The following is a 22712-nucleotide window of genomic DNA, read 5'->3' as shown; positions in this document are numbered from 1 at the left end:
GCATGTTCGGAAGCGTGCAGGAGTGGCCTGATTCGCCTGTCCGGATGCGCGATGCCCGTTCAAATTTCCCGGCATGGAATTCATGCCCGGGCGACCTCGCGGGTGCCGTGTCATCCGGGCCGTACAACGTCAGGGACACTGTTTTTGCACGACGGCGCGTCGGACCGGTAAAATGCTTGGTTGATCCACGGAAAACGCCGTGGCGTAGCGGAAGGATTTCCCAAACATGACAGATTTTCGTGTGAACAAGCCCGCTTTGAAGGTCGCAGCCCTCTTGATGGTGGGAGGCCTTGTTGCCGGATGCGGTACGTCGTCTCCCGATGCAATCAATTACAAGAGCGATGCCCGGGCAAAACAGGCTTCCCTAGCTGTTCCGCCCAATCTGCTCGACGAAACGGGGGATCAGCGCTCTTTGCCGCCGCAGGGCGGGCAGGCGTCGCTATCGGACCTCCAGCAAGTGCAGAAGGTCGCGCCGAACGCGCCTACGGTCATCCCGCCGGTGTCAGGCATGCATATTCAGCGTGATGGCACGGAGCGCTGGCTGGTCATCGACACCAGGGCGCCAGATCAGGTCTGGCCGCAGATTCGTCGTTTCTGGCAGGAGCAGGGCTTCCTGCTTGTCGTGGACGCGCGTGACAAGGGCGTCATGGAAACCGACTGGAACGAAACCCATCCGCAGATCTCGGACGGGCTGATTCGCAATACGCTTTCAATGGCAACAGGCAACTCATACGTTGCCGCGGAACGCAACAAATACCGCACCCGGCTCGAGGCAGCGCCGAACGGCGGAACGTATGTGTTCATCAGTCAGAAGGGCATGCGCGAGGCGCTGACGGGAACCAATAACGATCAAAGCCAGTGGCAGGCCAAGCCTAACGATCCCGCCCTGGAAGGCGAATACCTCAAGCGCTTGATGGCTAACCTTGCACTGGCCGACGCGCGTCAGGCTAGCGGCCAGACCGGCGCGACCGACGCTGCCATGGCTGCGGCCGCGGCAGCGAGCTCACCCGCGTCCACTACTGCAGCGCAGAGGGCGGCACAGAACGTCGCCCTTGCCGCGCAGACGCCGATCCAGGAAGACGTGGTGCCCGAAGCAAGCTCGGTTGAGATCAACGTGCCGGAGCCCTACGATCGTGCCTGGCTGCGTGTGGGTCTGGCGCTCGACCGTACGAACTTCACCGTCGATGACCGTGATCGTGGCCGCGGCATTTATTTCGTCCGGTATGTCGACCCGAAGGACATGACGTCGGCGGAGCAGGGCTTCTGGAACCAGGTGTTCCACGGTAAGAAAGAGAAGCTACCCAAGAACTACGAGATCAACGTGCGCGCGCTGACAGAGACACAGACGCGTGTGTCGATCATCGACAGCAAGGGTAACGTCGATTCCTCGCCGCAAGCGCGCCAGATCATGGGCTTGCTCGACGACCAGTTGCATTGAAGCGCATCGCAGAGTTTCTGCGGACTGGTTCAGGAGGCTGAGTCAGCAGGTTGAATCAGTAAGCTGAATGTCACGGAAAGACCGCGCGTAATGCTTGACCCGCGACTAACCCGCCTGAAGTTCAGGCGGGTTTTTTTACGTCCGAAATTAGTTGAAGCACTTGATGAAAATGCCTTTCGCGTTCAAATGCGCGGTAACGCGCGCGAGTGAACATGGTCGCCGCGTTACGCTTCGGGCGAAGGACCTCTGAGGGAAGGAAGCGGATCTTTCATGATGCCGGTGTCACGTTACAGCAGTAGTTACATTGTTCGGTCGGGCGCTGTTTCTACTTTTTTATGTGCGGGAAAGCTTATAGGAATCAACCGCATAGGGATTACATTGCATCTGTGGCATGTAATCTGCATGGTGCCTGCGCGAAGCGGCGTACGTGCTTCACGCCGCCATATGTCACCAATTTTCTTTCACGAATTGCGGTCCGCTGGCCAAGCGGATCTCGATGGCCCCGTCGCCTATCCTCGTAGGGCGACGGCTTTTGCCCGCGCTCCCCAAAGGGAACGCGGGCTTTTTTCTGGTCCATTCAAAAGCCGTTTCAGCGAGCGTGTGGCGTCGACGCTATGCTTGATCCTTTAATCTGGAGTCAAGTCATGACGGAAATCGCCGTGGTCGCAACATTCGTCGCCAAACCGGGCAACGAAGACAAACTGAAGGAAGCGCTACAGGGCATCGTGGCGCCGACCCTCAAGGAACCAGGCGCGGTGCAATATGACCTGCATCGCGACATCAAGGAACCACGTCGGTTCGTATTCTTCGAGCGCTGGCTGAGCGAGGCGGCTCTGGCCGAACACAATCAAACGCCGCACATCCAGGCGCTCGGCAAAACACTGCCGGACCTGATCGAGCACGGTGAAATTAACGTAGTGGCAAAGCTCTGAGCGGCTGAATCGGGCACGCGGTCATTGGTGCGTCCGCGCGGCAATGTCTCCGTCCTTGGTGGCCCTATCCCGCGGCCCTGACAACACCACAGCCTTTACCTCGCCAGCCCTTAATGAGTCTCGTGCGGCACGTCGAGGATCAGGATGATGGTCCAGTCGGCGTCGCCGTCATGATGGTACTGACGTTCGGCCACGATAAACGGCTGTTGTTTGCCGTCCGGGCCAAGAAACAGCACGTCGCCTTCCATGGGCAGGCACTCCACGGGCGGCAGCGCGAGATATGCGTCCTTGTCCTTTGCGTTACGCGGCATCAACTTTTCAATCTTGCGTGATGCTGCTTCGGTCCATTCAATATCCAGCTGGATGTTGCTCATACGATCCTCCGCACACGGGTGCGATTCAATTTATCGACGCGGAATGTAGCATACGCCGTGGCGGTGAACGCATAGTCGCCTGAAGTCGTCGATAACGAACAAAAGCCGGATACAACGCGTCGTGCGTCGTATCCGGCTTTTTTCGTCCAACGGCTAACGTTTGCGTGCCGTTGCGACGTATAAACCCGATCGCTTATTCGGCCGTGCCTTTCGAATGCTTCATGCCCGACTTCTTGTGATGCGTGGCGCCCTTGTGCATCGGCATTTCGGTCTGCATGTTCGACTGGCGTGCCTGCAGGTCCTGCGCGCGCTGCTCGATATCCGAGATTTTGGCCGGATCCGTACTCATCATGACGCCCTGATCGGATTGCGCAAACGCCGCGCTGGTCATTGCGCTCAGGGAAAACAAGACTGCCAGGGACATTTTCTTCATTGTTACCTCCATAGACTCGTTGAACCCGGGTTGGCCTGTCCCGATTGGCGAGACATTACACGCTGCGTAGCAAATACCGATCCTGCCCGCGAATCGTTACATGTAGTTACAGTGCCGTTACATTTCAGCAATGACACTGCGGTTCGACTCTAACAGAGCATCAGCCCGGCCAGTCGATTGACTGAACCGGCGATAATACCGGCGAAGCGCATTGCTTTCTAGTACTGAATTTCGAGATGGGTAACGACCTTGACACATCACTGATAACACCAGGTCGCTTTGCTTCGATTCAAGCTTCGATTCAATATAGCCCCAATCTCCGGTACACCCGAAAGCGTGCGACGCCGACCAGTTCATGCAGGGCAGTTTCAGTATCGATGAAACCGCGCCGGCGGGGAAAGAATGTCGCTTCGGATTGCCGCACATTGCTGGTGAACGCTTGCGTGTCGAGGCCAAAAGCGCTGAAGGCAAGCAATGACCGTTGCATGTGATAAGCGGACGTAATCAGCACCAGGGTTTCGTCGCGTTCCGGCTGCACGATGCTCGCGACATTGCGAGCGTTCTGGTACGTATTGAGGCTTTCGTTTTCGAGCACGAGATCGCTGGCGCTCACGCCGCGAGCGAGCAGGAAGGGCGCATAATTATCGGCTTCGGCCTGTTCATGATGCTGCGGATTGCCGCCGCTTACGATCACACGGCAAGCGCCGCCCGCGCGCCGGCACTCACGATACAGCTCGGCTGTGACAACAATACGCGTGAACGCATCACGTTTTGGTACCAGGCGTTTGTCGTCGTCGTAACGCGTGCCGCCGCCCAGCAGGATAAAAGTCGTTCGCGATGCGAAATGCACGTCCTGCGGCGTCGACTTCTCTTCGAACCCGCGCTGCGCAAGGTGAAGCAGCGGCGCCGCGAGCCAACTCGCGCCCAGCGCCCAGAACAGCACGACGCAAACAAGCGCGACCGCGCGCCGGCGTTGTCGCCAAACTGCGAACAGTGCAAAGAAAAGCAGCAATAAAGTTATAAGAACCAATTTGGTTTGAGGTAACGTATAGGTTTTCGAGATAATCCGCTTCGTGGTCATCGCATTCGTGAGAATGCATCGCCGGAACTGCGGAACGCGTTGTGTAGTGCGCGTTTAACGGGCGCTCGGAATTATAAGTAGCGGTAAGCAGAAATAAGCAGCACCTAGCGCAAGCGGCGGCTGCGAGTTCCGGTCAGGGGCCGCGAAGTCGGCATTTTGACTGGTTTCGGGGCGTGCCGCGTTTAGTCGGTGCCGCTGGCAGTCAGTTACTGCCATGTGGCGCCGTCACGGCTGCACTGGAAGATATAACGAGATGACCACGTATTCAAACGAAGCCGTACTCGAAGCGCTCCGGCGAGCTCAGTATCGTCAAGTTCCGTGGGCAAGACGCCCTAACGTTTTCAGCCATCTACGCGACCTGGGTCTGCTGGAACTGGTCCGGCAACGCACCGTTGCACCCGCTCCCGGTTTTCACGCTCCCGTGGACATTGCGGTAGTAACCGAGCGGGGCAAATTCGAATTCTCCCGGCTCGCGCGAGACGAGCGTTCGATGGACTGGGACCTGCACCGCGCAGCGCCTTATTCGCCGGCCGTCATTCAGGAACCCCTGGCCGAAGCACGCGCTTAAAGCGCTTCCAACCTTCGCGCTGAAGCAGTCTCGCGCTTCGAGCGCTCCAGTGCCTGGCAAACGGTTGCGGCCGCGGTAGCGCCACTTCTGCGTCGAATGGGTCAGGCTGTGAAAGCGGCACGCTCATGACAGCGGCAAAATTCCGACAAAAAAAGCCCGTATCACGAGGATACGGGCGTACCGGATCTACTGCTGCCACGCTGTGCTCATGGCATAAGGTCGGACTGGCGCGATGAGGAAGGGTTCCCGGAAGGGCACTCCATCGACCGAATATGGTTTCAATGCACGATATGCCGGTGGTTTTGCACGCTTGTCCGGTGACTTGTGCGTTTCGACCGCTCCTCAGTGCTTACGCGGGCGGCCTCCGCGATCCGGTTCCGGCCGTGCTCGCGCATTACTCGCGATATCGCCTCGCAAATCCCCGCGCGGCGCGGTTTCGGTCATATCGCTGCCACGCACTGGCTCCTTCCTCCAGGCTTGCGGACTGGCTTGCGTATCCGCGCGCAGCGCGAAGTTGCCCGCTGCCGATTCCGCGTGCACCGTAATTGCCGCCCCCAGCGATGAAAGCACAATGCCGCATACCACCAGTGACATTGGTTTCATGATGAAAACTCCCCTTCGGACCGGTATTGGTCCGCTAGCCAACTTCACAAGCTATGCCAGCGCACGAAAGCATGCTGTAAATATTGGTAAAGAGTTGTTTCCCGGGTTTCCTGACTGGGCGCAACAAATCGTCGCGGGGCGCATGTTTGAGCGGCCGCAATGTCAATGTGCGTGGAGGTAGTGCACGCCATGCGCTCCCTTTCGATGAACGAAAGGCGAGCGCCTGCCGGCAGATTTTTGACTGACTAAACGGTCTACGAGTGCAGACCGGTGGCTCATCACTCGAGGAGAGACATCGGTGGGAGCCGGGATAAAACGCAGGAAACCTGCGCGCGGGTGCTTCGCGTAAATTTAGCCGCACAGCCTGGCCGTACAGCGACCGACCATGCCGCTTACCGCATTGGGCCGGCTGTCAGGCCATCTTGACCGGCGCGCGCCACGATTCCGGATTCGTCCAGAATGCGCCACGCAGACGGTCGCGGCTCGGCGGTGCGGGCGGTTTCGCGGCGGTGGAACCGATCCGGCCCCGCAACGACACCTCACGACCATTGCTGCCCAGCCGCTTCACGATTTCGGCGAGCGTACCATCCGCTTGCCATTCGTCGAACCGTCGACGGCAGGTCGGCGGCGACGGGTAGCGGCCCGGCAACTTCGACCAGCCTTCGCCCGTGGACAGGACCCACAACACGGCATTGACAACAGCGCGTGCTTCCACACGCGGACGGCCGCGCCGTTCGCTGCGTGCCGGTTCTGCGCAAAACAAGGCCTCTACCAGCGCCCACTCGTTATCTCTTAGATCGTCGAACATCATGTTTCACCTCAGCGAAGCTAACCCCGGTGCGCTGCCCCGCGCCGCGCACTCTGGTCGGAATTCGAAGATCGAACCCAGGTAAGGTCGGAGCAGACATTGCGACGGACGATTTGCGTTTAAAACTGCAATGGCGCCGACCTCTGCGCAAGTAAATGCGAGAACCGTGCCATGCGTGTATCGATCGGCCGGAAAGCCTCGCGGCAGTAGGCTGGCGCGGTGCCAGCATGGGCCGTATGAGACGCTATAAGTGCAGTTAATGAAATCGGGACAATCACCAATCAAGTGCAATAAGCCCATCCTGCGTGCGCGAATGCATTTCTGCTGCACCGCAGCGCGCCCCTTGATGAAACCGTTTTCTTGACCGACCTTGATCTACAATTTGCATCTATGAGATGGATTGATGAGGGAAGGGTATGAGCCGAGCGCTCAATGTGACGTTGCGTCAGCTACGCGTGTTTATTGAAGTCGCCAGGCTGCAAAGCTTTAGCCGCGCCGGCGATGAAATCGGCCTGACGCAGTCGGCGGTGAGCCGGTGCGTGCGTGAGCTCGAGGGGGAAATCGGGCTGAAGCTGGTCGACCGGACCACCCGCGAGGTGCAACTCACCGACGTTGGCACGAATCTCGTGGGCAGCGTGTCGCGGCTGCTCTCGGACCTCGATGACGCACTCCGCGAAATCCGCGATCTCGGCCAGCAACGGCGCGGACGGGTCATTGTCGCGGCCAGTCCGACCGTGGCGTGCCGGCTGATGCCGTTCGTCATTTCGGCCTGTGTCCGGGAATTTCCGTTGATTTCACTGGGTTTGCGAGACGACCTCCAGAGCGACGTGATTCGCAAGGTCAAATCGGGCGAGGTCGATTTCGGTGTGGCGATCGGCCCCTACGCCAATGACGACCTGTATGGGGAAGTCGTGATGACCGACTCGTTTTGCGCGGTTGCGAGACGGGATCATCCTCTTGCCGCGGCGCAGGAGGTACCGTGGGCCGCATTGTCCGGCGAACGTCTGGTCATGCTGGACCATGCTTCCGGAAGCCGTCCGATTATCGATGCCGTGCTGCGTGAGCATCATGTCATCGCCGACGTGGTGCAGGAGCTGGGTCATTCCGCTACGGTGTTCGGGCTGGTGGAGGCGGGTGTCGGCATTAGCGTGCTGCCGTGGCTGGCCCTGCCGTTGCCGGCGAACTCGTCACTGGTCGCGTTACCGTTGGTGCCGCGGGTCGAGCGAACCGTCGAGCTGGTGCGGCGGCGCGACCGGTCGTTGTCGCCTGCCGCCGAGTCGGTGTGGGGGCTGGTCGCCGGATTGCCGAAACGCGTTGAAGAACTGGCTTAGCCGATCGCTCGATCGGGTTGGTCCCCAAGTGAGTGGGCCATTCCCGCGCTATATCAGCGGTTTGCGCTATTGCAGATCAACCCAAGCCCGCGAAAGGGTGCAAGAACTGGCCTGATGGCTAACGCGCGCTCCGTACAGCGCTTTTCGGAGGGCGTCGCGTTAGACTTTCGCTTTACATCGGCGGAGGCGGCAATGAGCGAGTCTGAAGGGGCGGTTATCTCGGAACTGGGTGCGCTGGCAAATGCACATACAAGCGCACATACAAGCGCACAGGCAGAAGGCGAGCGTGTGCCGAATGCACGTGACGCCGTCCGTGCGTTGCGCCCGTCGCAGATTCGTGAGGTCGCCAATGCAGGTTTCGGTGTCCCGGACGTGCTGCCTTTCTGGTTCGGCGAATCAGATCAGGTCACGCCGCTGTTCATCCGCGACGCCGCCAGCCGCGCGCTTGCCGACGGTGCAACCTTCTATACGCACAATCTGGGCGTCGCGCCGCTGCGCGAAGCGCTTGCCGGCTACGTCGGCAAGCTGCATGGCGCCACTCGGCCAGCTGAAATTGCCGTGACCAGCGCTGGCGTCAACGCGCTGATGCTGGCGACGCAGCTGGTCGCGGGCGCAGGCGACCGTGTGGTGGCGGTCACCCCGCTGTGGCCGAATCTCGTGGAAATTCCCAAGATTCTCGGCGCTACAGTGGAAACGGTCGCGTTGACCTATGGCGCCAACGGCTGGACGCTCGATCTCGACCGGCTGCTGGCTGCTCTCACGCCCGGCACGCGCATGTTGATGATCAACTCGCCGAATAATCCCACCGGCTGGGTCATGACACGCGAGCAGCAGCAGGCAGTGCTTGACCGGTGCCGGCAGCTTGGCATCTGGCTGGTCGCCGACGAAGTCTACGAGCGCCTCTATTACGGCGATGACGCCGCGGTCGCTCCTTCGTTCCTCGATCTGGCAAGCCGTGACGAACGGGTAATAGCAGTGAATTCGTTCTCGAAGGCCTGGCTGATGACGGGCTGGCGGCTCGGCTGGATCGTCGCGCCCGAGCGCCTGATGGAGGATCTCGGCAAGCTGGTCGAGTACAACACCTCTTGTGCGCCTTCGTTCGTCCAGATGGCCGGGATCGCTGCGGTGCGGGACGGCGAGCAATTTACGCAAGCGCTGGTCGCCGACCTGCGCGCCAGCCGCGATTACCTTGTGACGGCATTGCAGCGGATTCCGGGTATCGATGTGCGGGCGCCAGCTGGTTCCATGTACTTGTTTTTCAGGCTGCCGGGTGCGAACCGCAGCCTGGAGCTGTGCAAGGCGCTCGTGCGCGAGAGCGCGCTCGGACTTGCGCCCGGCAGCGCGTTCGGTCCAGAAGGAGAGGGGTTCGTGCGCTGGTGCTACGCATGCGACACCGTCCGCCTGGACGCCGGGGTCGCGCGTCTGCGAGCGTTCATGGAAGCGCACCCGGCCGGGTGAGCGGGTACGCGGCTAGGGGGCTGGAGGTTGGCGGAGAGCAAGGGGCGGGGTAATACAGGGACAGGACAAGGACGGGGGGCAGGGTTTCGGTTTCGGAAGGCCACTAGACGTGAGTCTGGGGGCGACCCAATGTTTCACCTTTACGCACCGTTTGTTTTTGCGTAATATGCGTCCAGTCACGCGCTTCCGCCTTGGAAAGCGCTGCTTCGTCCGGCTGGGAAAAGCTCGGCGATCAGTATCTGATCCCGTGTTTGGCCTCCCCCCGGTGCGTGCTCCCAATCAATATGACCGATCAGAAATCGGGCGAGCGCGTCGTCAGTATCCTCGTCCACGGTTTTCCAGTCTGAGCGTTGCGAATGGTTCGAGTAGTCGGCGTCATTCGATTCGGTCTGACTTGACCGGTTCATAGACCATACAGGGTCCTATCTAGCTGCATGAATACCCAAGAGGCGAAGATCGTCCTCGAGACTGCCTTGATCTGCGCGCAGGAGCCGCTGAAACTCGCCGAGTTGCGCAAGCTTTTCGCCGACGATATCTCGGCCGACACGGTTCGCACCTTGCTCGACGCCCTGAAGCAGGATTGGTCGGGACGTGGCGTGGAACTTGTGTCGCTTGCGTCCGGATGGCGGTTTCAGAGCAAACCTGCAATGCGGGCCTATCTCGATCGGCTACACCCGGAAAAGCCGCCCAAATATTCGCGAGCCGTACTCGAAACGCTCGCGATCATTGGCTACCGGCAGCCTGTGACGCGTGGCGACATCGAAGAAATTCGCGGTGTCACGGTGAACACGCAGGTCGTGAAGCAACTGGAAGACCGCGGCTGGATCGAGGTGATCGGTCATCGCGACGTGCCGGGCCGGCCAGCGCTCTACGCAACGACCAAGCAGTTCCTGGATGACCTGGGCTTGAGCGCGCTGGATGAACTGCCCGCACTCGACAACCCGTCGGCGCAACTGGAAGCTTCGTTGCTCGCGCAGCATGCAATCGATTTCCCCGGCGACGATGCCGCCGCAATCGGTGCCGCGTTGGTGCAAGGGCTGGAATCGAAGGGTGGACCCGCTTTGCTGCCGGACGCTTCGAGCGCGGACGCATCGCCGTCATCGGCGCTTTTGTCCGACGTTGACGAGGCCAAAGCCACGACGGGTATCGCCAAAGAAGAGCCGGACGGCGAGCAGGGAGCGGTTACTCACGTTTCCGGGCCTGACACGTCGAACACGTCGAACACGTCGGACGCATTCCCGGGCGCGACCACGCATGAGGAGACTCAGTCGCTGTATTCGCAGGAACCCGTGGCGGCCGAAGCAGTCCATCCGGAAGATGAACCATTTTTGCATTCACAAGCCGGCGCTGACGAGCCTGTGAACGAGAAGAACGCCGATGCGCGAACGAACGCACCGGTGCAATTCGAACCGTCACAAGCGGTGTCCCTGACCAGCTCGGAACCGCTCGAAGCGGTTGCAGATATTAGCCGGGACCCATTACAAGCAACGCCCGGCGACGCGGTCAACCGTCGCGAGGCGGCGCCGGATGCCGGCGCATTGACAAGCGACGCTGCGCGACACGCCTTACCGCGCGCCGCAGATGAATCCGATAGCGCTGACAACGCGAATACACCGGATGCATCGAAGCTATTCGACGCATCGAATGCGCCGGACGAATCAAACGAAACCGACGAATTCAACGCACCGGACGACCAGACTGCGCGCCGCGCCTGAGGCCTGTTTGCCCGAACCTTCATTCGGCTGCTAATCCACCATCGGCCGGATTTTTTGACGCGCCTGCGACGGGCGCGCGACCCGACATAATTGAGGTTGTTTTGACACATTCCCACGACAGCGATTCGCCCGAATCCGAGCGCCCCGTTCGTGCCGATGAAGCACATGGCCAGGCCGATGCAGGCGAACGCACACGCAACGACGAACCCGCCGAGGGCGAAGACCGTCCGCGTCGCGGCTTGCGGCGCGGGCCTCGCAGCCTGATCGCCCGCCGTCGCGCCGTCGCCAAGACGAAGGGCGCCGACGGTGCGTCGTCCGCGGCGCCGGCTGGCGTGATCGCTGAGACACCCCCGGATGGCGTGGTCGCGGCGCAAGTGCGCATGCCGCGCAAGGATGCAGGCTCACGTGGGCCGCGCAACGGCGCGGGTGGTGGAGACGGCGCACGGGCCGGGTCGGCGGCCAAGCCCCGCGTTCCGCGTGAAGGTTCGGCTGAAGGTGCTCGCGAGGGCCAGGCGCCGCGTGAGCCGCGTGAGGCACGCGAGCCACGTGAAGGCGGCCGTCGCCCGGCGCGGCAGGCTCAACAACCCGGACAAGCTCAAAAGCGCGGTCGCCGCGATGACCAAGCAACACCAGCAATGCCCGCTGCAGCAACCGCCGCGGCCGGTACCGAGGACGACGTTTTCGCATACGTGACATCGCCGGCATTCGACGCCGACAACACCTCGGGCGACCTGCGCGCTCCCATGTTGCGTCGTGGCCGCCCCGCCCCGCAAAAACGCGTGCTCGAAGCGGACGACGATACGCCGAAGCTGCACAAGGTGCTCGCCGAGGCAGGCATGGGCTCGCGTCGCGACATGGAAGAGTTGATCGTGGCCGGCCGGGTGTCGGTGAATGGTGAGCCGGCGCATATCGGCCAGCGCATCATGCCGACGGACCAGGTCCGTATCAACGGCAAGCCGGTCAAGCGCAAGCTCGCGAGCAAGCCGCCGCGCATCCTGCTGTACCACAAACCGACAGGCGAAATTGTCAGTCACGCCGATCCGGAAGGCCGTCCTTCTGTCTTCGACAACCTCCCGCCGATGAAAACGGCCAAATGGCTTGCGGTCGGACGGCTCGACTTCAACACCGAAGGGTTGTTGCTGCTGACTACGTCGGGCGACCTGGCCAACCGGTTCATGCATCCGCGTTACAGCGTCGAGCGTGAATACGCGGTGCGGGTGGTGGGCGAATTGTCGGAAGGCATGCGTCAGAAGTTGCTGCACGGCGTGGAGCTGGAAGACGGTCCGGCGAACTTCCTGCGTATCCGCGATGGCGGCGGTGAAGGCACGAATCATTGGTATCACGTGGCACTGGCTGAAGGCCGCAACCGCGAAGTGCGCCGCATGTTCGAAGCGGCCGGCCTCATGGTGAGCCGGCTGATTCGTACGCGGCACGGCCCGATCGCGTTGCCCAAGGGGCTCAAGCGTGGCCGTTGGGAAGAACTCGAAGACAGCGAAGTGCGTGATCTCCTGGCGTCGGTCGGACTCAAGGCGCCGGTGGAAGAGCGGGGCGCGCGTAGCGCCGCACCGCGCATTCAGCCCGATCCGCTGCAAACGTCGATGGGCATTATCACGCGTGAACCGGTGCTCAGTTCGCACGGCCGTTTCGCCCAGACGACGCCTACACGCGGCGGCCCTGGCGGCGCGGGCGGCCGGCGCGGCGCCCCCGGCGGTTTCGGTGGCGGTTCCGGTTCTGGCGGTGGTTACGCAGGCAACGGCAGCGGCGGTGGTTACGGCGCGCGCGGCAGCAATGGCGGCCGGGAAGCAAACGGCAATCGTGCGGGCGGCGAAGCGAATGGCAACCGTGCGATCCCGCGTCCAGGCGGCTCCGCTGGCGGTCCGCGCGGCAGCCGTCCGCCCGGTTCACCTGCCATGGGTAGTGGCAATGGTGCAGGCGCACGCTCGGCAAACGGCGGCGGCAAGCGCCCCGGCCCGGGAGGCCGCCAAGGCCCGGCCGGTGCCGGCGGCGCACAAGGTAGTGGCGGTAACGCGGGAGGAGCCGCCCGTGGCGGCGCTCGCCCGGCACCGCGCAACCGGACGCGCGGACGCTAAGTTCAGGTGCCGCGTTTTCGAGCACTAGTGTGTGGTGTGTTCGAAAGCGCGGTACGTGAGTCGTACGGACGGGGTGGGGCCTGCGGACAATCGGATCGCTCGCTTGGCCCACTGGTCCATTAAATTCAGCACGATGACTTTAGCCTCGGGGAAAGACCGGCAAAGCGTGACGAATGCTTTCGATTTGCCTTGTAAATGGCCGTCATATGGCTATATACAGGGCGCATTGGTTGCGTTTATCCCGAAAAATGGCTAAAATCACGAAGTCGCTGGGCATGGTGTTTGTTTCGCCGCCCGGATGTGATCTCGGTACAGAAGGATGGGCGTTGCGCCCATTTTTTTTTGGCCGTTCGGTTCAGCATCTTGGGGCAACGAAAGTGCGCCAGCTCAAGGCGCGGTCCGCAGGTGTTCGGCGTGGAGCGCGCGAACATCTTGGAGTCTTTCACTGTGCAACTGACGGAAATCATCGAAACCACGGTCTCGGGCCTGGGCTACGAACTTGTCGATATCGAGCGCGCGGGGGGCGGTTTGCTGCGTATCTCCATCGACCAGCCCGCCGGCATCGCGATTGAAGACTGTGAGAAAGTCACACGTCAGCTTCAGTATCTGTTCGAAGTGGAGAATATCGATTACTCACGGCTTGAAGTCGGGTCGCCGGGTCTCGATCGTCCGCTCAAGAAATTGGCGGATTTCGAACGCTTCGCGGGCAGCGAAGTCACTATCACATTGAAGAAGCCGCTGGACGGGCGCAAGTCGTACCGTGGCATCCTGCATGCCCCGGACGGCGAGTCGATCGGTTTGGAATTCGAAGGGAAGGACGGCGGCGCTGCGATGCTCGATTTCACGCTCGCAGACCTCGATAAAGCACGTCTCGTCCCCAAAGTTGACTTTAGGAGCCGCAAACAATGAGTCGCGAAGTTTTGATGCTGGCGGATGCGCTGGCGCGCGAGAAGAACGTCAACAAGGACGTGGTGTACGCAGCGCTCGAAGCAGCGCTTGCTTCGGCAACGAAGAAGCTGTTCGAGGAAGACGTGGACATCCGCGTGGCAATCGACCGTGAAAGCGGCGAGCACGAAACCTTCCGTCGCTGGAAAGTGGTGCCGGACGAAGCCGGCCTGCAGGAACCTGACCAGGAAATCCTGCTGTTCGAAGCGAAGGAAGAGAAGCCAGACGCGCAAATCGATGAATACATCGAGCAACCCATTCCGTCCATCGAGTTCGGCCGGATTGGTGCGCAGGCTGCCAAGCAAGTCATTCTTCAGAAAGTTCGCGACGCTGAGCGCGAGCAGATCCTGAACGACTTCCTCGAACGCGGCGAAAAGATCATGACCGGCGCGGTGAAGCGCCTGGACAAGGGTAATTTCATCGTCGAATCGGGTCGTGTGGAAGCGCTGTTGCGCCGCGACCAGTTGATTCCGAAGGAAAACCTGCGGGTCGGCGACCGGGTTCGCGCCTACATTGCGAAGGTTGACCGTACGGCACGGGGTCCGCAGATCGAACTCTCGCGCACGGCGCCCGAGTTCCTGATGAAGCTGTTTGAAATGGAAGTGCCGGAAATCGAGCAGGGCCTGCTCGAAATCAAGGCGGCCGCGCGCGATCCTGGCGTGCGTGCGAAAATCGGGGTGATTGCTTACGACAAGCGCATCGACCCTATTGGTACCTGCGTCGGGATTCGCGGTTCGCGGGTCCAGGCGGTGAGAAATGAGCTCGGTGGCGAGAACGTCGACATCGTGCTATGGTCAGAGGACCCCGCTCAGTTCGTGATCGGCGCGCTCGCGCCGGCCGCCGTACAGTCGATCGTCGTGGATGAAGAGAAACACTCCATGGACGTCGTCGTTGACGAGAACGAACTTGCGGTTGCCATTGGCCGCAGCGGCCAGAACGTGCGTCTTGCCAGCGAATTGACCGGCTGGCAGATCAACATCATGACGCCGGACGAGTCCGCGCTGAAGCAGAACGAAGAGCGTGGCACATTGCGCGGCCTGTTCATGGCGCGGCTCGACGTTGATGAAGAAGTGGCCGACATTCTCATCGACGAAGGCTTTACCAGCCTCGAAGAGATCGCGTATGTGCCGCTCAACGAAATGCTCGAAATCGAAGCCTTCGACGAAGACACTGTTCACGAGTTGCGTAACCGCTCCCGTGATGCGCTTCTGACGTTGGCGATCGCGAATGAAGAGAAGGTCGAGGGTGTGGCGCTCGACCTGAAGAGCCTCGAAGGTATGACCGACGAGTTGTACGCGAAGCTCGAAGAACATCAAATCCGGACACGCGACGACCTCGCGGAGCTGGCTGTGGATGAACTGGTCGAGATGACCAGTATTGAAGAGGATGCCGCTAAGGCGTTGATCATGAAAGCACGTGAACACTGGTTCCAGTGAGAAATGACCATGGCGCACTGACATATCGCGGCCGTTAGGCCGCATGACCCCGATCAAACAGCAGGGAATTTGTCCTTGCATCAAGAGGAATGAATGGCGAGTAACAACGTAGCCCAATTTGCCGCGGAACTCAAAATGCCTGCGGGCGTCCTGCTCGAGCAGTTGCAGGCGGCTGGCGTCACGAAAGCGAGCGAGGATGACGATTTGTCCGAGACGGACAAGTCGCGCCTGCTCGAACACTTGCGGAAGTCCCACGGTTCCGCCGATGCCGACAAACGCAAGATCACTTTGACCCGCCGGCATACGTCGGAAATCAAACAGTCCGACTCTACGGGTAAAGCTCGCACCATTCAGGTCGAGGTCCGCAAGAAGCGCGTGTTCGTGCAGCGCGATCAGAGCGGTGTTGAACAGGTCGTTGAAGGTGCGAACCACGTCGAAGAAGACGAAGTGGACGAAGCCGAATTGCAGCGTCGCGACGAAGAGGCGCGTCACGCGGCCGAATTGCTCGAGAAAGAAGCGCTGGAGTTGAAGGAACGCCAGGAACGCTTTGAGCGCGAAGAGGCTGAGCGGGTCGCGCGTGAAGCGGCTGCTGAAGCCGAGCGCCGCCGTGCCGAGGAAGAAGAGGCGAAGCGTGCTGCCGCTCAGGCGGAAGCCGCGGAAATCTCGCGTGCTGCGTCTACAGCGCGTAAGGAATCCCGCACGGAGTCGAAGACGGAACAGGTCGCTGACGAACCGGTGAAGGCTGAAGTCGTGGCGCCTCAGGTCGACGAGAAGGCCGCCGCCGAGCGTGCCGCTCAACGCGAAGCCGCGAAGAAGGCGGAAGACGGCGCGCGCGCCGCGACCGAAAAGGCGCGTGCCGAGCACGACCAGATCGCAAAACGCCGTGCAGCGGCAGAAGCCGAAGCGCGTGCTATCCGCGAAATGATGAATACGCCGCGTAAGGCTCAACAGGCGAAACCGCCTGAGCCGTCGCCCGCCGTCGTGGCTGCCGCCGCGGCAGCAGCTGCGGCCGCCGCCAAGGTGGCGGAAGGCGCGAAGGCTGCGGAAGCCAAGGGTACGCTGCACAAGCCAGCACGGCCGGAAGGTTCGGCGCCGGCACGTCCTGCAGTCGCGAAGAAGCCGGCTGCAGGTGCACCGGCGGCCACCACGCCGTCGTTGGGACCGGACAAGAAGAAGGCCGGTGGCAAGAGCAGCTGGCAGGACGATGCAGCCAAGCGCCGCGGTATCAAGACGCGTGGCGACACCAGCGGCGGTGTGGATCGCGGCTGGCGCGGCGGCCCGAAGGGTCGTGGCAAGCATCAGGATCAGACCAACTTCCAGGCGCCGACGGAACCGGTGGTGCGGGAAGTGCACGTGCCGGAAACCGTGTCGGTGGCGGATCTGGCGCACAAGATGTCGGTGAAGGCGTCGGAAGTCATCAAGGTGATGATGAAGCTGGGCCAGATGGTCACGATCAACCAGGTGCTGGACCAGGAAACGGCGATGATTGTCGTCGAAGAACTGGGTCACAGCGCGGTTGCGGCCAAGCTGGACGATCCGGAAGCGCTGCTCTCCGAAGGCGAAACGCAGGAAGAAGTGGGCGAACGCCTGCCGCGTCCTCCGGTCGTCACGGTCATGGGTCACGTCGACCACGGCAAGACCTCGCTGCTCGATTACATTCGCCGCGCGAAGGTCGCGTCGGGCGAAGCGGGCGGGATTACGCAGCACATTGGCGCCTATCACGTGGAAACGCCTCGCGGCGTGATTACGTTCCTGGACACGCCGGGTCACGAGGCCTTCACGGCCATGCGTGCCCGCGGTGCAAAGGCAACGGACATCGTGATCCTGGTGGTCGCAGCCGACGACGGCGTGATGCCGCAAACGAAGGAAGCCATCGCTCACGCGAAGGCGGGTGGCGTGCCTATCGTCGTGGCGATCAACAAGATCGACAAGCCGGGTGCGGCTCCTGAGCGCGTGAAGCAGGAACTGGTTGCCGAAGGCGTCGTGCCGGAAGAATACGGTGGTGATTCGCCGTTCATCGAAGTGTCGGCGAAGACGGGTGTTGGCATCGAAAGCTTGCTGGAAAACCTTTTGCTGCAAGCTGAAGTGATGGAGCTGAAGGCGCCTATCGATGCACCTGCCAAGGGTCTCGTGATCGAAGCGAAGCTCGACAAGGGCAAGGGTCCGGTTGCGACCATCCTGGTGACGTCGGGCACGTTGAATCGCGGTGACATCGTGCTGGCGGGTTCGGCTTTTGGCCGCGTCCGGGCCATGCTCGACGAAACCGGCAAGCCGATCAAGTCGGCAGGTCCGTCGATTCCGGTCGAGATTCAAGGTTTGTCGGAAGTGCCGGGCGCCGGTGAAGAAGTCATGGTTCTGCCGGACGAACGCAAGGCGCGTGAAATCGCCCTGTTCCGTCAAGGCAAGTTCCGCGACGTCAAGCTCGCGAAGCAGCAGGCAGCGAAGCTCGAAAACATGCTCGAGTCCATGACGGAAGGCAACGTGCAGAACCTGCCGTTGATCGTCAAGGCCGACGTGCAAGGTTCGCAGGAAGCGCTGGTGCAGTCGCTGCAAAAGCTCTCGACCAACGAAGTGCGCGTGCAGATCGTGCACAGCGCGGTCGGCGCGATCAGCGAGTCGGACGTCAACCTGGCAACGGCATCGAAGGCGGTCATCATCGGCTTCAACACGCGGGCCGATGCTCAGGCGCGCAAGGTGGCGGAGTCGAACGGTATCGACATCCGTTACTACAACATCATCTATGACGCTGTAGATGAAGTTAAGGCGGCCATGTCGGGCATGCTGGCGCCGGAGAAGCGCGAAGTGATCACGGGTATGGTGGAAGTGCGCCAGATCATCCGTGTGCCGAAGATCGGTGCGATCGCGGGTTGTATGGTCACCGACGGTGTGGTCAAGCGGAACTCGATGGTGCGTGTACTGCGCAACAACGTGGTCATTCACACCGGCGAGATCGATTCGCTCAAGCGCTTCAAGGACGACGCGAAGGAAGTGCGTCAGGGCTTCGAGTGCGGTATGTCGCTGAAGAATTACAACGACATGCTGGAAGGCGATCAGTTCGAGATCTTCGAAGTCACCGAAGTCGCGCGTACGCTATAAAAGATTCACCGCTGGACTCGAGGGCGGAGGGGGCTTCACGCCCGCTCCGCCCTTTTTATTTGCCTGGGCGTCCTCGCGCATGAGTCCGGCGCATACAAATTTATGGAAACATCATGGCCAAGAAACGTACTTCACCCAACCGCAATGTGCAGATCGCGGATCAGATCCAGCGCGATCTCTCCGAATTGGTGCGCGATGTCAAAGATCCACGCATCGGCATGGTGACGTTTCAGAGCGTCGAACTGACGCCTGATTACGCGCACGCGAAGGTGTATTTCACGACGCTGACCGGCGATCCGAAGGAAACGGAAGCCGGGTTGAATCATGCGGCGGGGCATTTGCACAATCTGCTGTTCAAGCGCCTGCATATTCACACGGTGCCGACGCTGCATTTCCACTACGACCAGACCGTCGTGCGAGCGGTGGAAATGTCGAAACTGATCGATGAAGCGAATTCCACGCGCGCGAAGGACGACGAAGTAGACAACGCCGCCGAAGAAGAAAACAAAGCCGACGACGAGAAGGGCGCCTGATCGATGAACGGTTCTACCCGCCCGAAGATCCCGCGTCGTCTGCTGGATGGCGTGTTGCTGCTCGACAAGCCGCTCGGACTGTCGAGCAATGACGCGCTGATTCGCGCCAAGAAAATCTATCTCGCGAAGAAGGCCGGGCATACCGGTACGCTCGATCCGCTCGCGACTGGTTTGCTGCCCTTGTGTTTCGGCGAAGCGACCAAGTTTTCGCAGGATTTGCTCGAAGCCGATAAAACCTACGAAGCGACCATGCGTCTCGGCGTGCGCACAACCACCGGGGATGCCGAAGGTGAAGCGCTGCAAACACGCGATGTAACCTGCGACGAAGCCGCGATCCACGCTGCCATGGCGCACTTTCGCGGCGAAATCGCGCAAATTCCGCCGATGTATTCAGCGCTTAAGCGCGACGGTAAGCCGTTATACGAGTACGCACGCGCCGGGCAGACGGTCGAGCGCGAAGCGCGCAACGTGACCATCCACGCGCTTGATCTGATCGCGTGCGCGTTGCCGGATGTGACATTTCGCGTGACGTGCAGCAAAGGCACTTACGTGCGGACGCTTGCCGAGGATATGGGTGAGACGCTGGGATGTGGCGCGCATCTGGTTGCGCTGCGCCGCACCGGAGTGGGAGCGTTGACGCTCGAACACGCGGTCACGCTCGACACGCTTGCAGAAGCTGCGCCCGCCGAGCGCGATAGCTGGCTGCAACCGGTGGATGCGTTGTTGTCCACGTTCCCGGCCGTTCATCTCGACGCCGACGCCACGCGTCGTTTCGTGCAGGGGCAGCGGCTGAAGTTATCGGATATTGCGGATGCACCCGCTGAGGCGGACCGCGTGCGTGTCTACGCGCTCGACGACAAGCGTCTGCTCGGTGTCGCGCGAGCGGGTGAAGGTGTGTTGGCGCCGGAGCGGCTGGTGGTATCGGCGGCTTGAAGATCGGCCGAAGGAACAAAAAAACGCCACGAAATTTCGTGGCGTTTTTTATTGCGGATCAAACAAGCTTCAATGTGCCGCCGAAGCCGCGGCCGCCGAATCTCCGCCGCCGGATCTCTCCGGTTTCGTGATCCAGATCAACGCGATCAGCGCGACGAAAATCCCTGCCGATATATAGAACAAGTCGTTCACGCCCAACTGCGCGGCCTGCTGCGTGGCCATGCTGTTGAAGAGTCCATAACCCTGCGACTGGCTGAAGCCGGCCGCACCGAACTGCTGCATGGAAGCAGTGAAGTTCGGGTTATACAAATTGGCCTGCTCCACGAGTTGCGCGTGATGAATATTCGACCGATGGTCCCAAGCAGTCGAAAAAATCGATGTGCCAATACCGCCGCACATGATCCGCACGAAGTTCGATAACCCCGATGCCGCTGGAATCCGGCTTCCCGGCAGCCCGGACAGCGTGATCGACACGAGCGGGATGAAAAATCCAGCCATGCCGATACCCTGGATCAAGGTCGGCATCATCAGCGAGAAGGTATCGACGCCGGTGGTATAGCGCGAGCGCATCCAGAACACGAGCGCGAACACGAGGAACGCGGCGGTTGCGATCTTGCGAGGATCGATGCGTGGCAGGAATTTGCCCACCACTGGCGAGAGCACGACGGCAAACAGGCCGACCGGCGCGAGCACGAGGCCGGCATCGGTCGCCGTGTAGCCAATGTCGGTCTGCAACCACAGCGGCAGCAGCACGAGATTGCCGAAGTACAGGCCATACCCGATCGCAAGCGCGATCGTCCCGCCCGTGAAGTTGCGCAGCTTGAAGAGCGACAGGTCGACGACCGGATGTTCCGCCGTCAGCTCCCACACGATAAAAAACGCCAGCGCGATCACGGCGATCAGCGTCAACACCACAATAGTGGTCGAGTTGAACCAGTCGAGATCCTTGCCCTTGTCGAGCATGATCTGCAGCGAGCCGACCCATAACACGAGCAGACTGAGACCCACGGTATCGATAGGCGCCTTGCGGATCACCGAATCACGATCGCGGAAGATCACGAACGTAGCAATGGCCGCGACGAACCCCACCGGAATGTTGACGTAGAAAATCCACGGCCAGGAGATGTTGTCCGAGATCCAGCCGCCGAGGATTGGCCCGGCGACTGGCGCGATCAGCGTGGTCATCGACCACATGGAGAGCGCCATGGGCGCTTTTGCCCTGGGATAACTCGCGAGCAGCAAGGTCTGCGAGAGCGGGATCATCGGGCCGGCGACCGCGCCTTGCAACACGCGCGCGGCGAGCAGGAACGGCAGGGTCGGCGCGAGGCCGCACAGCCACGAAGCAAGCACGAACAAAATGATGGACGTCATGAACAGGCGTACCTGTCCAAAGCGCTGCGTGAGCCAGCCGGTCAGCGGCACTGAGATCGCATTGGCGACCGCGAACGACGTGATCACCCACGTGCCCTGATCCGACGATACCCCGAGGTCACCGGAGATCGACGGAATGGACACGTTGGCAATCGACGTATCGAGCACGTTCATGAACACCGCGAGCGACACCGCGATCGTGCCGATCACGAGTTTCGCGCCCTCTAGCGGCGGATGAACGGCGTTTGGTTGAGACATAGGACGGTTCCGGGAAAACTTGTGCTGGCGCTTACATCAGCTTGGCGAGATCTTGCTTCGTCGCCGGCTGCACGTTGTCCTTCGACGTCTTTTGCGCGCCGCCCGTCCCCGGGCCCGAACCGCCTTCGTTCGCCTCGATAATGCGGGCGATCTCGGCGTCGGCCTGGTCGCCGTACTTGGCGAACACGTCGGTCTGATACACGGTGTTCTGCGCGGTGCCGAGCTGGCCGCCGTTCTCGTCCTTGATCGTCACGTCCACGTTCATCGACAAACCGATGCGCAGCGGATGCTTCTCAAGTTCCTGCGGGTCGAGTCCGATCCGCACCGGCAGACGCTGCACGACCTTGATCCAGTTGCCGGTCGCGTTTTGCGCCGGCAGCAGCGAGAACGCCGAGCCCGTGCCTGCCGAGAAGCCGATCACCTTGCCGTGGAACACGACGCCGGAGCCGTACACGTCGGCGGTGAGTTCAACCGGCTGGCCAATGCGCATATGCGTGAGCTGCACTTCCTTGAAGTTGGCATCGACCCATACGCCGTTCAGCGGCACGATCGCCATCAGCGGGTTGCCCGGCGAGACGCGCTGGCCGACCTGCACCGAACGCTTCGCGACATAACCCGTCACCGGCGCCGGCATGGTGTTGCGTGCATAGTTGATGTACGAATCGCGGACCTTCGCGGCAGCGGCGAGCACGTTCGGATGGCTGGCGATAGTCGTGTTCGAGGTGAGCGAACGATTCGACTGAAGCTCTTGCTGCGCGGCGTTGAGCGAGGCTTGCGCACCCCGCACGGCATCTTTGGCGTGCGAAATTTCTTCGCCCGAGACGGCGCCCGTCTGCGCAATCATCATGCGGCGGCGCAAGTCGTCCTGTGCACGCGAGAGATCCGACTGACGCAGCGCGACTTGCGCCGCGTACTGGTTGTCGTTGACGAACAGCGTGCGCACCTGGCGCACCGTCTGCGCGAGGTTCGCTTCGGCGGAATCGAGCGCGACCTTGGAGTCGGCGGGATCGAGCACGACGAGCGGGTCGCCCATCTTCACGGTTTGCGTGTCGTCGGCGTTCACCGAGATCACCGTGCCGACCACTTGCGGCGTGATCTGCACGATATTGCCGTTCACGTAGGCGTCATCCGTGCTTTCGTGGAAACGCGCGATCAGGAAGTAGTACAGCCCGTAAGCAATAGCCGCGATGATCACGACCAGCACGATCAGGCTCATCAGTACCCGGCGCTTGGTGTTGTTGGTTTTGGGCGCCGGCGCTGCTGCGGCGTTTTGTTGAGGGTCGCTCATGAATGGCTCCGTATTCTCTGT

Annotated in this window: 19 protein-coding genes; 12 read left to right on the top strand and 7 right to left on the bottom strand. The window is 61.2% G+C overall.

Going from position 1 to position 22712, the window contains the following annotated elements:
* The first annotated feature begins 226 nt into the window (after positions 1–226).
* Together bamC and HB376_RS01630 are read left to right on the top strand one after the other, a co-directional pair.
* Positions 227–1438, top strand: a complete 1212-nt coding sequence (bamC, locus tag HB376_RS01635; RefSeq protein WP_213761677.1) for an outer membrane protein assembly factor BamC — start codon at positions 227–229, stop codon at positions 1436–1438.
* A 644-nt stretch (positions 1439–2082) separates the two neighbouring features.
* Positions 2083–2370, top strand: coding sequence for a putative quinol monooxygenase (locus HB376_RS01630; protein ID WP_213761676.1), 288 nt, complete (start codon positions 2083–2085; stop codon positions 2368–2370).
* A gap of 110 nt (positions 2371–2480) precedes the next feature.
* Here HB376_RS01630 and HB376_RS01625 read toward each other — a convergent pair whose 3' ends face one another.
* The 3 genes from HB376_RS01625 to HB376_RS01615 all read right to left on the bottom strand — a co-directional run bounded on the left by HB376_RS01625 (position 2481) and on the right by HB376_RS01615 (position 4207).
* On the bottom strand, positions 2481–2744 hold the full coding sequence (locus tag HB376_RS01625; protein WP_031358965.1) for a hypothetical protein: 264 nt from the start codon (positions 2742–2744) through the stop codon (positions 2481–2483).
* Positions 2745–2937: 193 nt separating this feature from the next.
* On the bottom strand, positions 2938–3177 hold the full coding sequence (locus tag HB376_RS01620; protein WP_213761675.1) for a hypothetical protein: 240 nt from the start codon (positions 3175–3177) through the stop codon (positions 2938–2940).
* Positions 3178–3478: 301 nt separating this feature from the next.
* On the bottom strand, positions 3479–4207 hold the full coding sequence (locus HB376_RS01615; RefSeq protein WP_255631100.1) for a YdcF family protein: 729 nt from the start codon (positions 4205–4207) through the stop codon (positions 3479–3481).
* A 304-nt stretch (positions 4208–4511) separates the two neighbouring features.
* On the opposite strand from HB376_RS01615, the gene HB376_RS01610 reads away from it, so the two are divergent.
* Positions 4512–4826: a hypothetical protein gene (locus HB376_RS01610; RefSeq protein ID WP_213761673.1), complete on the top strand. Its 315-nt coding sequence runs from the start codon at positions 4512–4514 to the stop codon at positions 4824–4826.
* Between the two features lie 342 nt (positions 4827–5168).
* Here HB376_RS01610 and HB376_RS01605 read toward each other — a convergent pair whose 3' ends face one another.
* Positions 5169–5429, bottom strand: coding sequence for a hypothetical protein (locus tag HB376_RS01605; protein WP_213761672.1), 261 nt, complete (start codon positions 5427–5429; stop codon positions 5169–5171).
* A gap of 412 nt (positions 5430–5841) precedes the next feature.
* Complete coding sequence (locus HB376_RS01600; protein ID WP_213761671.1) at positions 5842–6240, bottom strand: transposase; 399 nt, start codon at positions 6238–6240, stop codon at positions 5842–5844.
* 413 nt (positions 6241–6653) lie between these two features.
* Between HB376_RS01600 and HB376_RS01595 the strand changes: the two genes are divergently transcribed.
* From HB376_RS01595 to truB, 9 genes are all read left to right on the top strand, one after another.
* Positions 6654–7568 (top strand): LysR family transcriptional regulator, encoded by a 915-nt coding sequence (locus HB376_RS01595; RefSeq protein WP_213761670.1) that lies wholly within the window; start codon positions 6654–6656, stop codon positions 7566–7568.
* Positions 7569–7760: 192 nt separating this feature from the next.
* Positions 7761–9026, top strand: a complete 1266-nt coding sequence (locus HB376_RS01590; protein ID WP_213761669.1) for a pyridoxal phosphate-dependent aminotransferase — start codon at positions 7761–7763, stop codon at positions 9024–9026.
* A 434-nt stretch (positions 9027–9460) separates the two neighbouring features.
* The gene (gene scpB, locus HB376_RS40710; protein ID WP_255631099.1) at positions 9461–10741 is read left to right on the top strand and encodes an SMC-Scp complex subunit ScpB; all 1281 of its coding nucleotides are present in this window, start codon (positions 9461–9463) and stop codon (positions 10739–10741) included.
* Between the two features lie 101 nt (positions 10742–10842).
* Entirely contained in the window at positions 10843–12831 is a 1989-nt protein-coding gene (gene rluB / locus HB376_RS01580) for a 23S rRNA pseudouridine(2605) synthase RluB (RefSeq protein WP_213761668.1), read from the top strand.
* A 447-nt stretch (positions 12832–13278) separates the two neighbouring features.
* Positions 13279–13740, top strand: a complete 462-nt coding sequence (gene rimP, locus HB376_RS01575) for a ribosome maturation factor RimP (RefSeq protein ID WP_047898052.1) — start codon at positions 13279–13281, stop codon at positions 13738–13740.
* Positions 13737–15212, top strand: a complete 1476-nt coding sequence (nusA, locus tag HB376_RS01570; protein WP_213761667.1) for a transcription termination factor NusA — start codon at positions 13737–13739, stop codon at positions 15210–15212. Before rimP ends, nusA begins: the two co-directional genes overlap by 4 nt.
* A 93-nt stretch (positions 15213–15305) precedes the next feature.
* Entirely contained in the window at positions 15306–18308 is a 3003-nt protein-coding gene (gene infB, locus HB376_RS01565) for a translation initiation factor IF-2 (protein WP_213761666.1), read from the top strand.
* 113 nt (positions 18309–18421) lie between these two features.
* Entirely contained in the window at positions 18422–18841 is a 420-nt protein-coding gene (gene rbfA, locus HB376_RS01560) for a 30S ribosome-binding factor RbfA (protein WP_213761665.1), read from the top strand.
* Positions 18842–18844: 3 nt separating this feature from the next.
* Positions 18845–19774, top strand: coding sequence for a tRNA pseudouridine(55) synthase TruB (gene truB, locus HB376_RS01555; RefSeq protein ID WP_213761664.1), 930 nt, complete (start codon positions 18845–18847; stop codon positions 19772–19774).
* 69 nt (positions 19775–19843) lie between these two features.
* Here truB and HB376_RS01550 read toward each other — a convergent pair whose 3' ends face one another.
* Together HB376_RS01550 and HB376_RS01545 are read right to left on the bottom strand one after the other, a co-directional pair.
* Positions 19844–21403 carry a DHA2 family efflux MFS transporter permease subunit gene (locus HB376_RS01550; protein WP_213761663.1) on the bottom strand — a complete coding sequence of 520 codons (1560 nt, stop codon included), beginning with the start codon at positions 21401–21403 and terminating at the stop codon, positions 19844–19846.
* 31 nt (positions 21404–21434) lie between these two features.
* A complete protein-coding gene (locus HB376_RS01545; protein WP_213761662.1) occupies positions 21435–22691 on the bottom strand; it encodes an efflux RND transporter periplasmic adaptor subunit in 1257 nt (418 codons plus the stop codon).
* Positions 22692–22712: the final 21 nt, after the last annotated feature.

It is taken from the genome of Caballeronia sp. dw_19, assembly GCF_018449515.1.
Taxonomy (GTDB): Bacteria; Pseudomonadota; Gammaproteobacteria; order Burkholderiales; family Burkholderiaceae; genus Caballeronia.
This window is presented reverse-complemented; position numbering and strand designations above follow the sequence as displayed.

Excerpts from the sequence above, each read along its gene's own strand:
- bamC (WP_213761677.1), top strand. The coding sequence starts at position 227 with ATGACAGATTTTCGTGTGAACAAGCCCGCTTTGAAGGTCGCAGCCCTC.
- HB376_RS01630 (WP_213761676.1), top strand. The coding sequence starts at position 2,083 with ATGACGGAAATCGCCGTGGTCGCAACATTCGTCGCCAAACCGGGCAAC.
- HB376_RS01625 (WP_031358965.1), bottom strand. The coding sequence starts at position 2,744 with ATGAGCAACATCCAGCTGGATATTGAATGGACCGAAGCAGCATCACGC.
- HB376_RS01620 (WP_213761675.1), bottom strand. The coding sequence starts at position 3,177 with ATGAAGAAAATGTCCCTGGCAGTCTTGTTTTCCCTGAGCGCAATGACC.
- HB376_RS01610 (WP_213761673.1), top strand. The coding sequence starts at position 4,512 with ATGACCACGTATTCAAACGAAGCCGTACTCGAAGCGCTCCGGCGAGCT.
- HB376_RS01605 (WP_213761672.1), bottom strand. The coding sequence starts at position 5,429 with ATGAAACCAATGTCACTGGTGGTATGCGGCATTGTGCTTTCATCGCTG.
- HB376_RS01600 (WP_213761671.1), bottom strand. The coding sequence starts at position 6,240 with ATGATGTTCGACGATCTAAGAGATAACGAGTGGGCGCTGGTAGAGGCC.
- HB376_RS01595 (WP_213761670.1), top strand. The coding sequence starts at position 6,654 with ATGAGCCGAGCGCTCAATGTGACGTTGCGTCAGCTACGCGTGTTTATT.
- HB376_RS01590 (WP_213761669.1), top strand. The coding sequence starts at position 7,761 with ATGAGCGAGTCTGAAGGGGCGGTTATCTCGGAACTGGGTGCGCTGGCA.
- scpB (WP_255631099.1), top strand. The coding sequence starts at position 9,461 with ATGAATACCCAAGAGGCGAAGATCGTCCTCGAGACTGCCTTGATCTGC.
- nusA (WP_213761667.1), top strand. The coding sequence starts at position 13,737 with ATGAGTCGCGAAGTTTTGATGCTGGCGGATGCGCTGGCGCGCGAGAAG.
- infB (WP_213761666.1), top strand. The coding sequence starts at position 15,306 with ATGGCGAGTAACAACGTAGCCCAATTTGCCGCGGAACTCAAAATGCCT.
- rbfA (WP_213761665.1), top strand. The coding sequence starts at position 18,422 with ATGGCCAAGAAACGTACTTCACCCAACCGCAATGTGCAGATCGCGGAT.
- truB (WP_213761664.1), top strand. The coding sequence starts at position 18,845 with ATGAACGGTTCTACCCGCCCGAAGATCCCGCGTCGTCTGCTGGATGGC.
- HB376_RS01550 (WP_213761663.1), bottom strand. The coding sequence starts at position 21,403 with ATGTCTCAACCAAACGCCGTTCATCCGCCGCTAGAGGGCGCGAAACTC.
- HB376_RS01545 (WP_213761662.1), bottom strand. The coding sequence starts at position 22,691 with ATGAGCGACCCTCAACAAAACGCCGCAGCAGCGCCGGCGCCCAAAACC.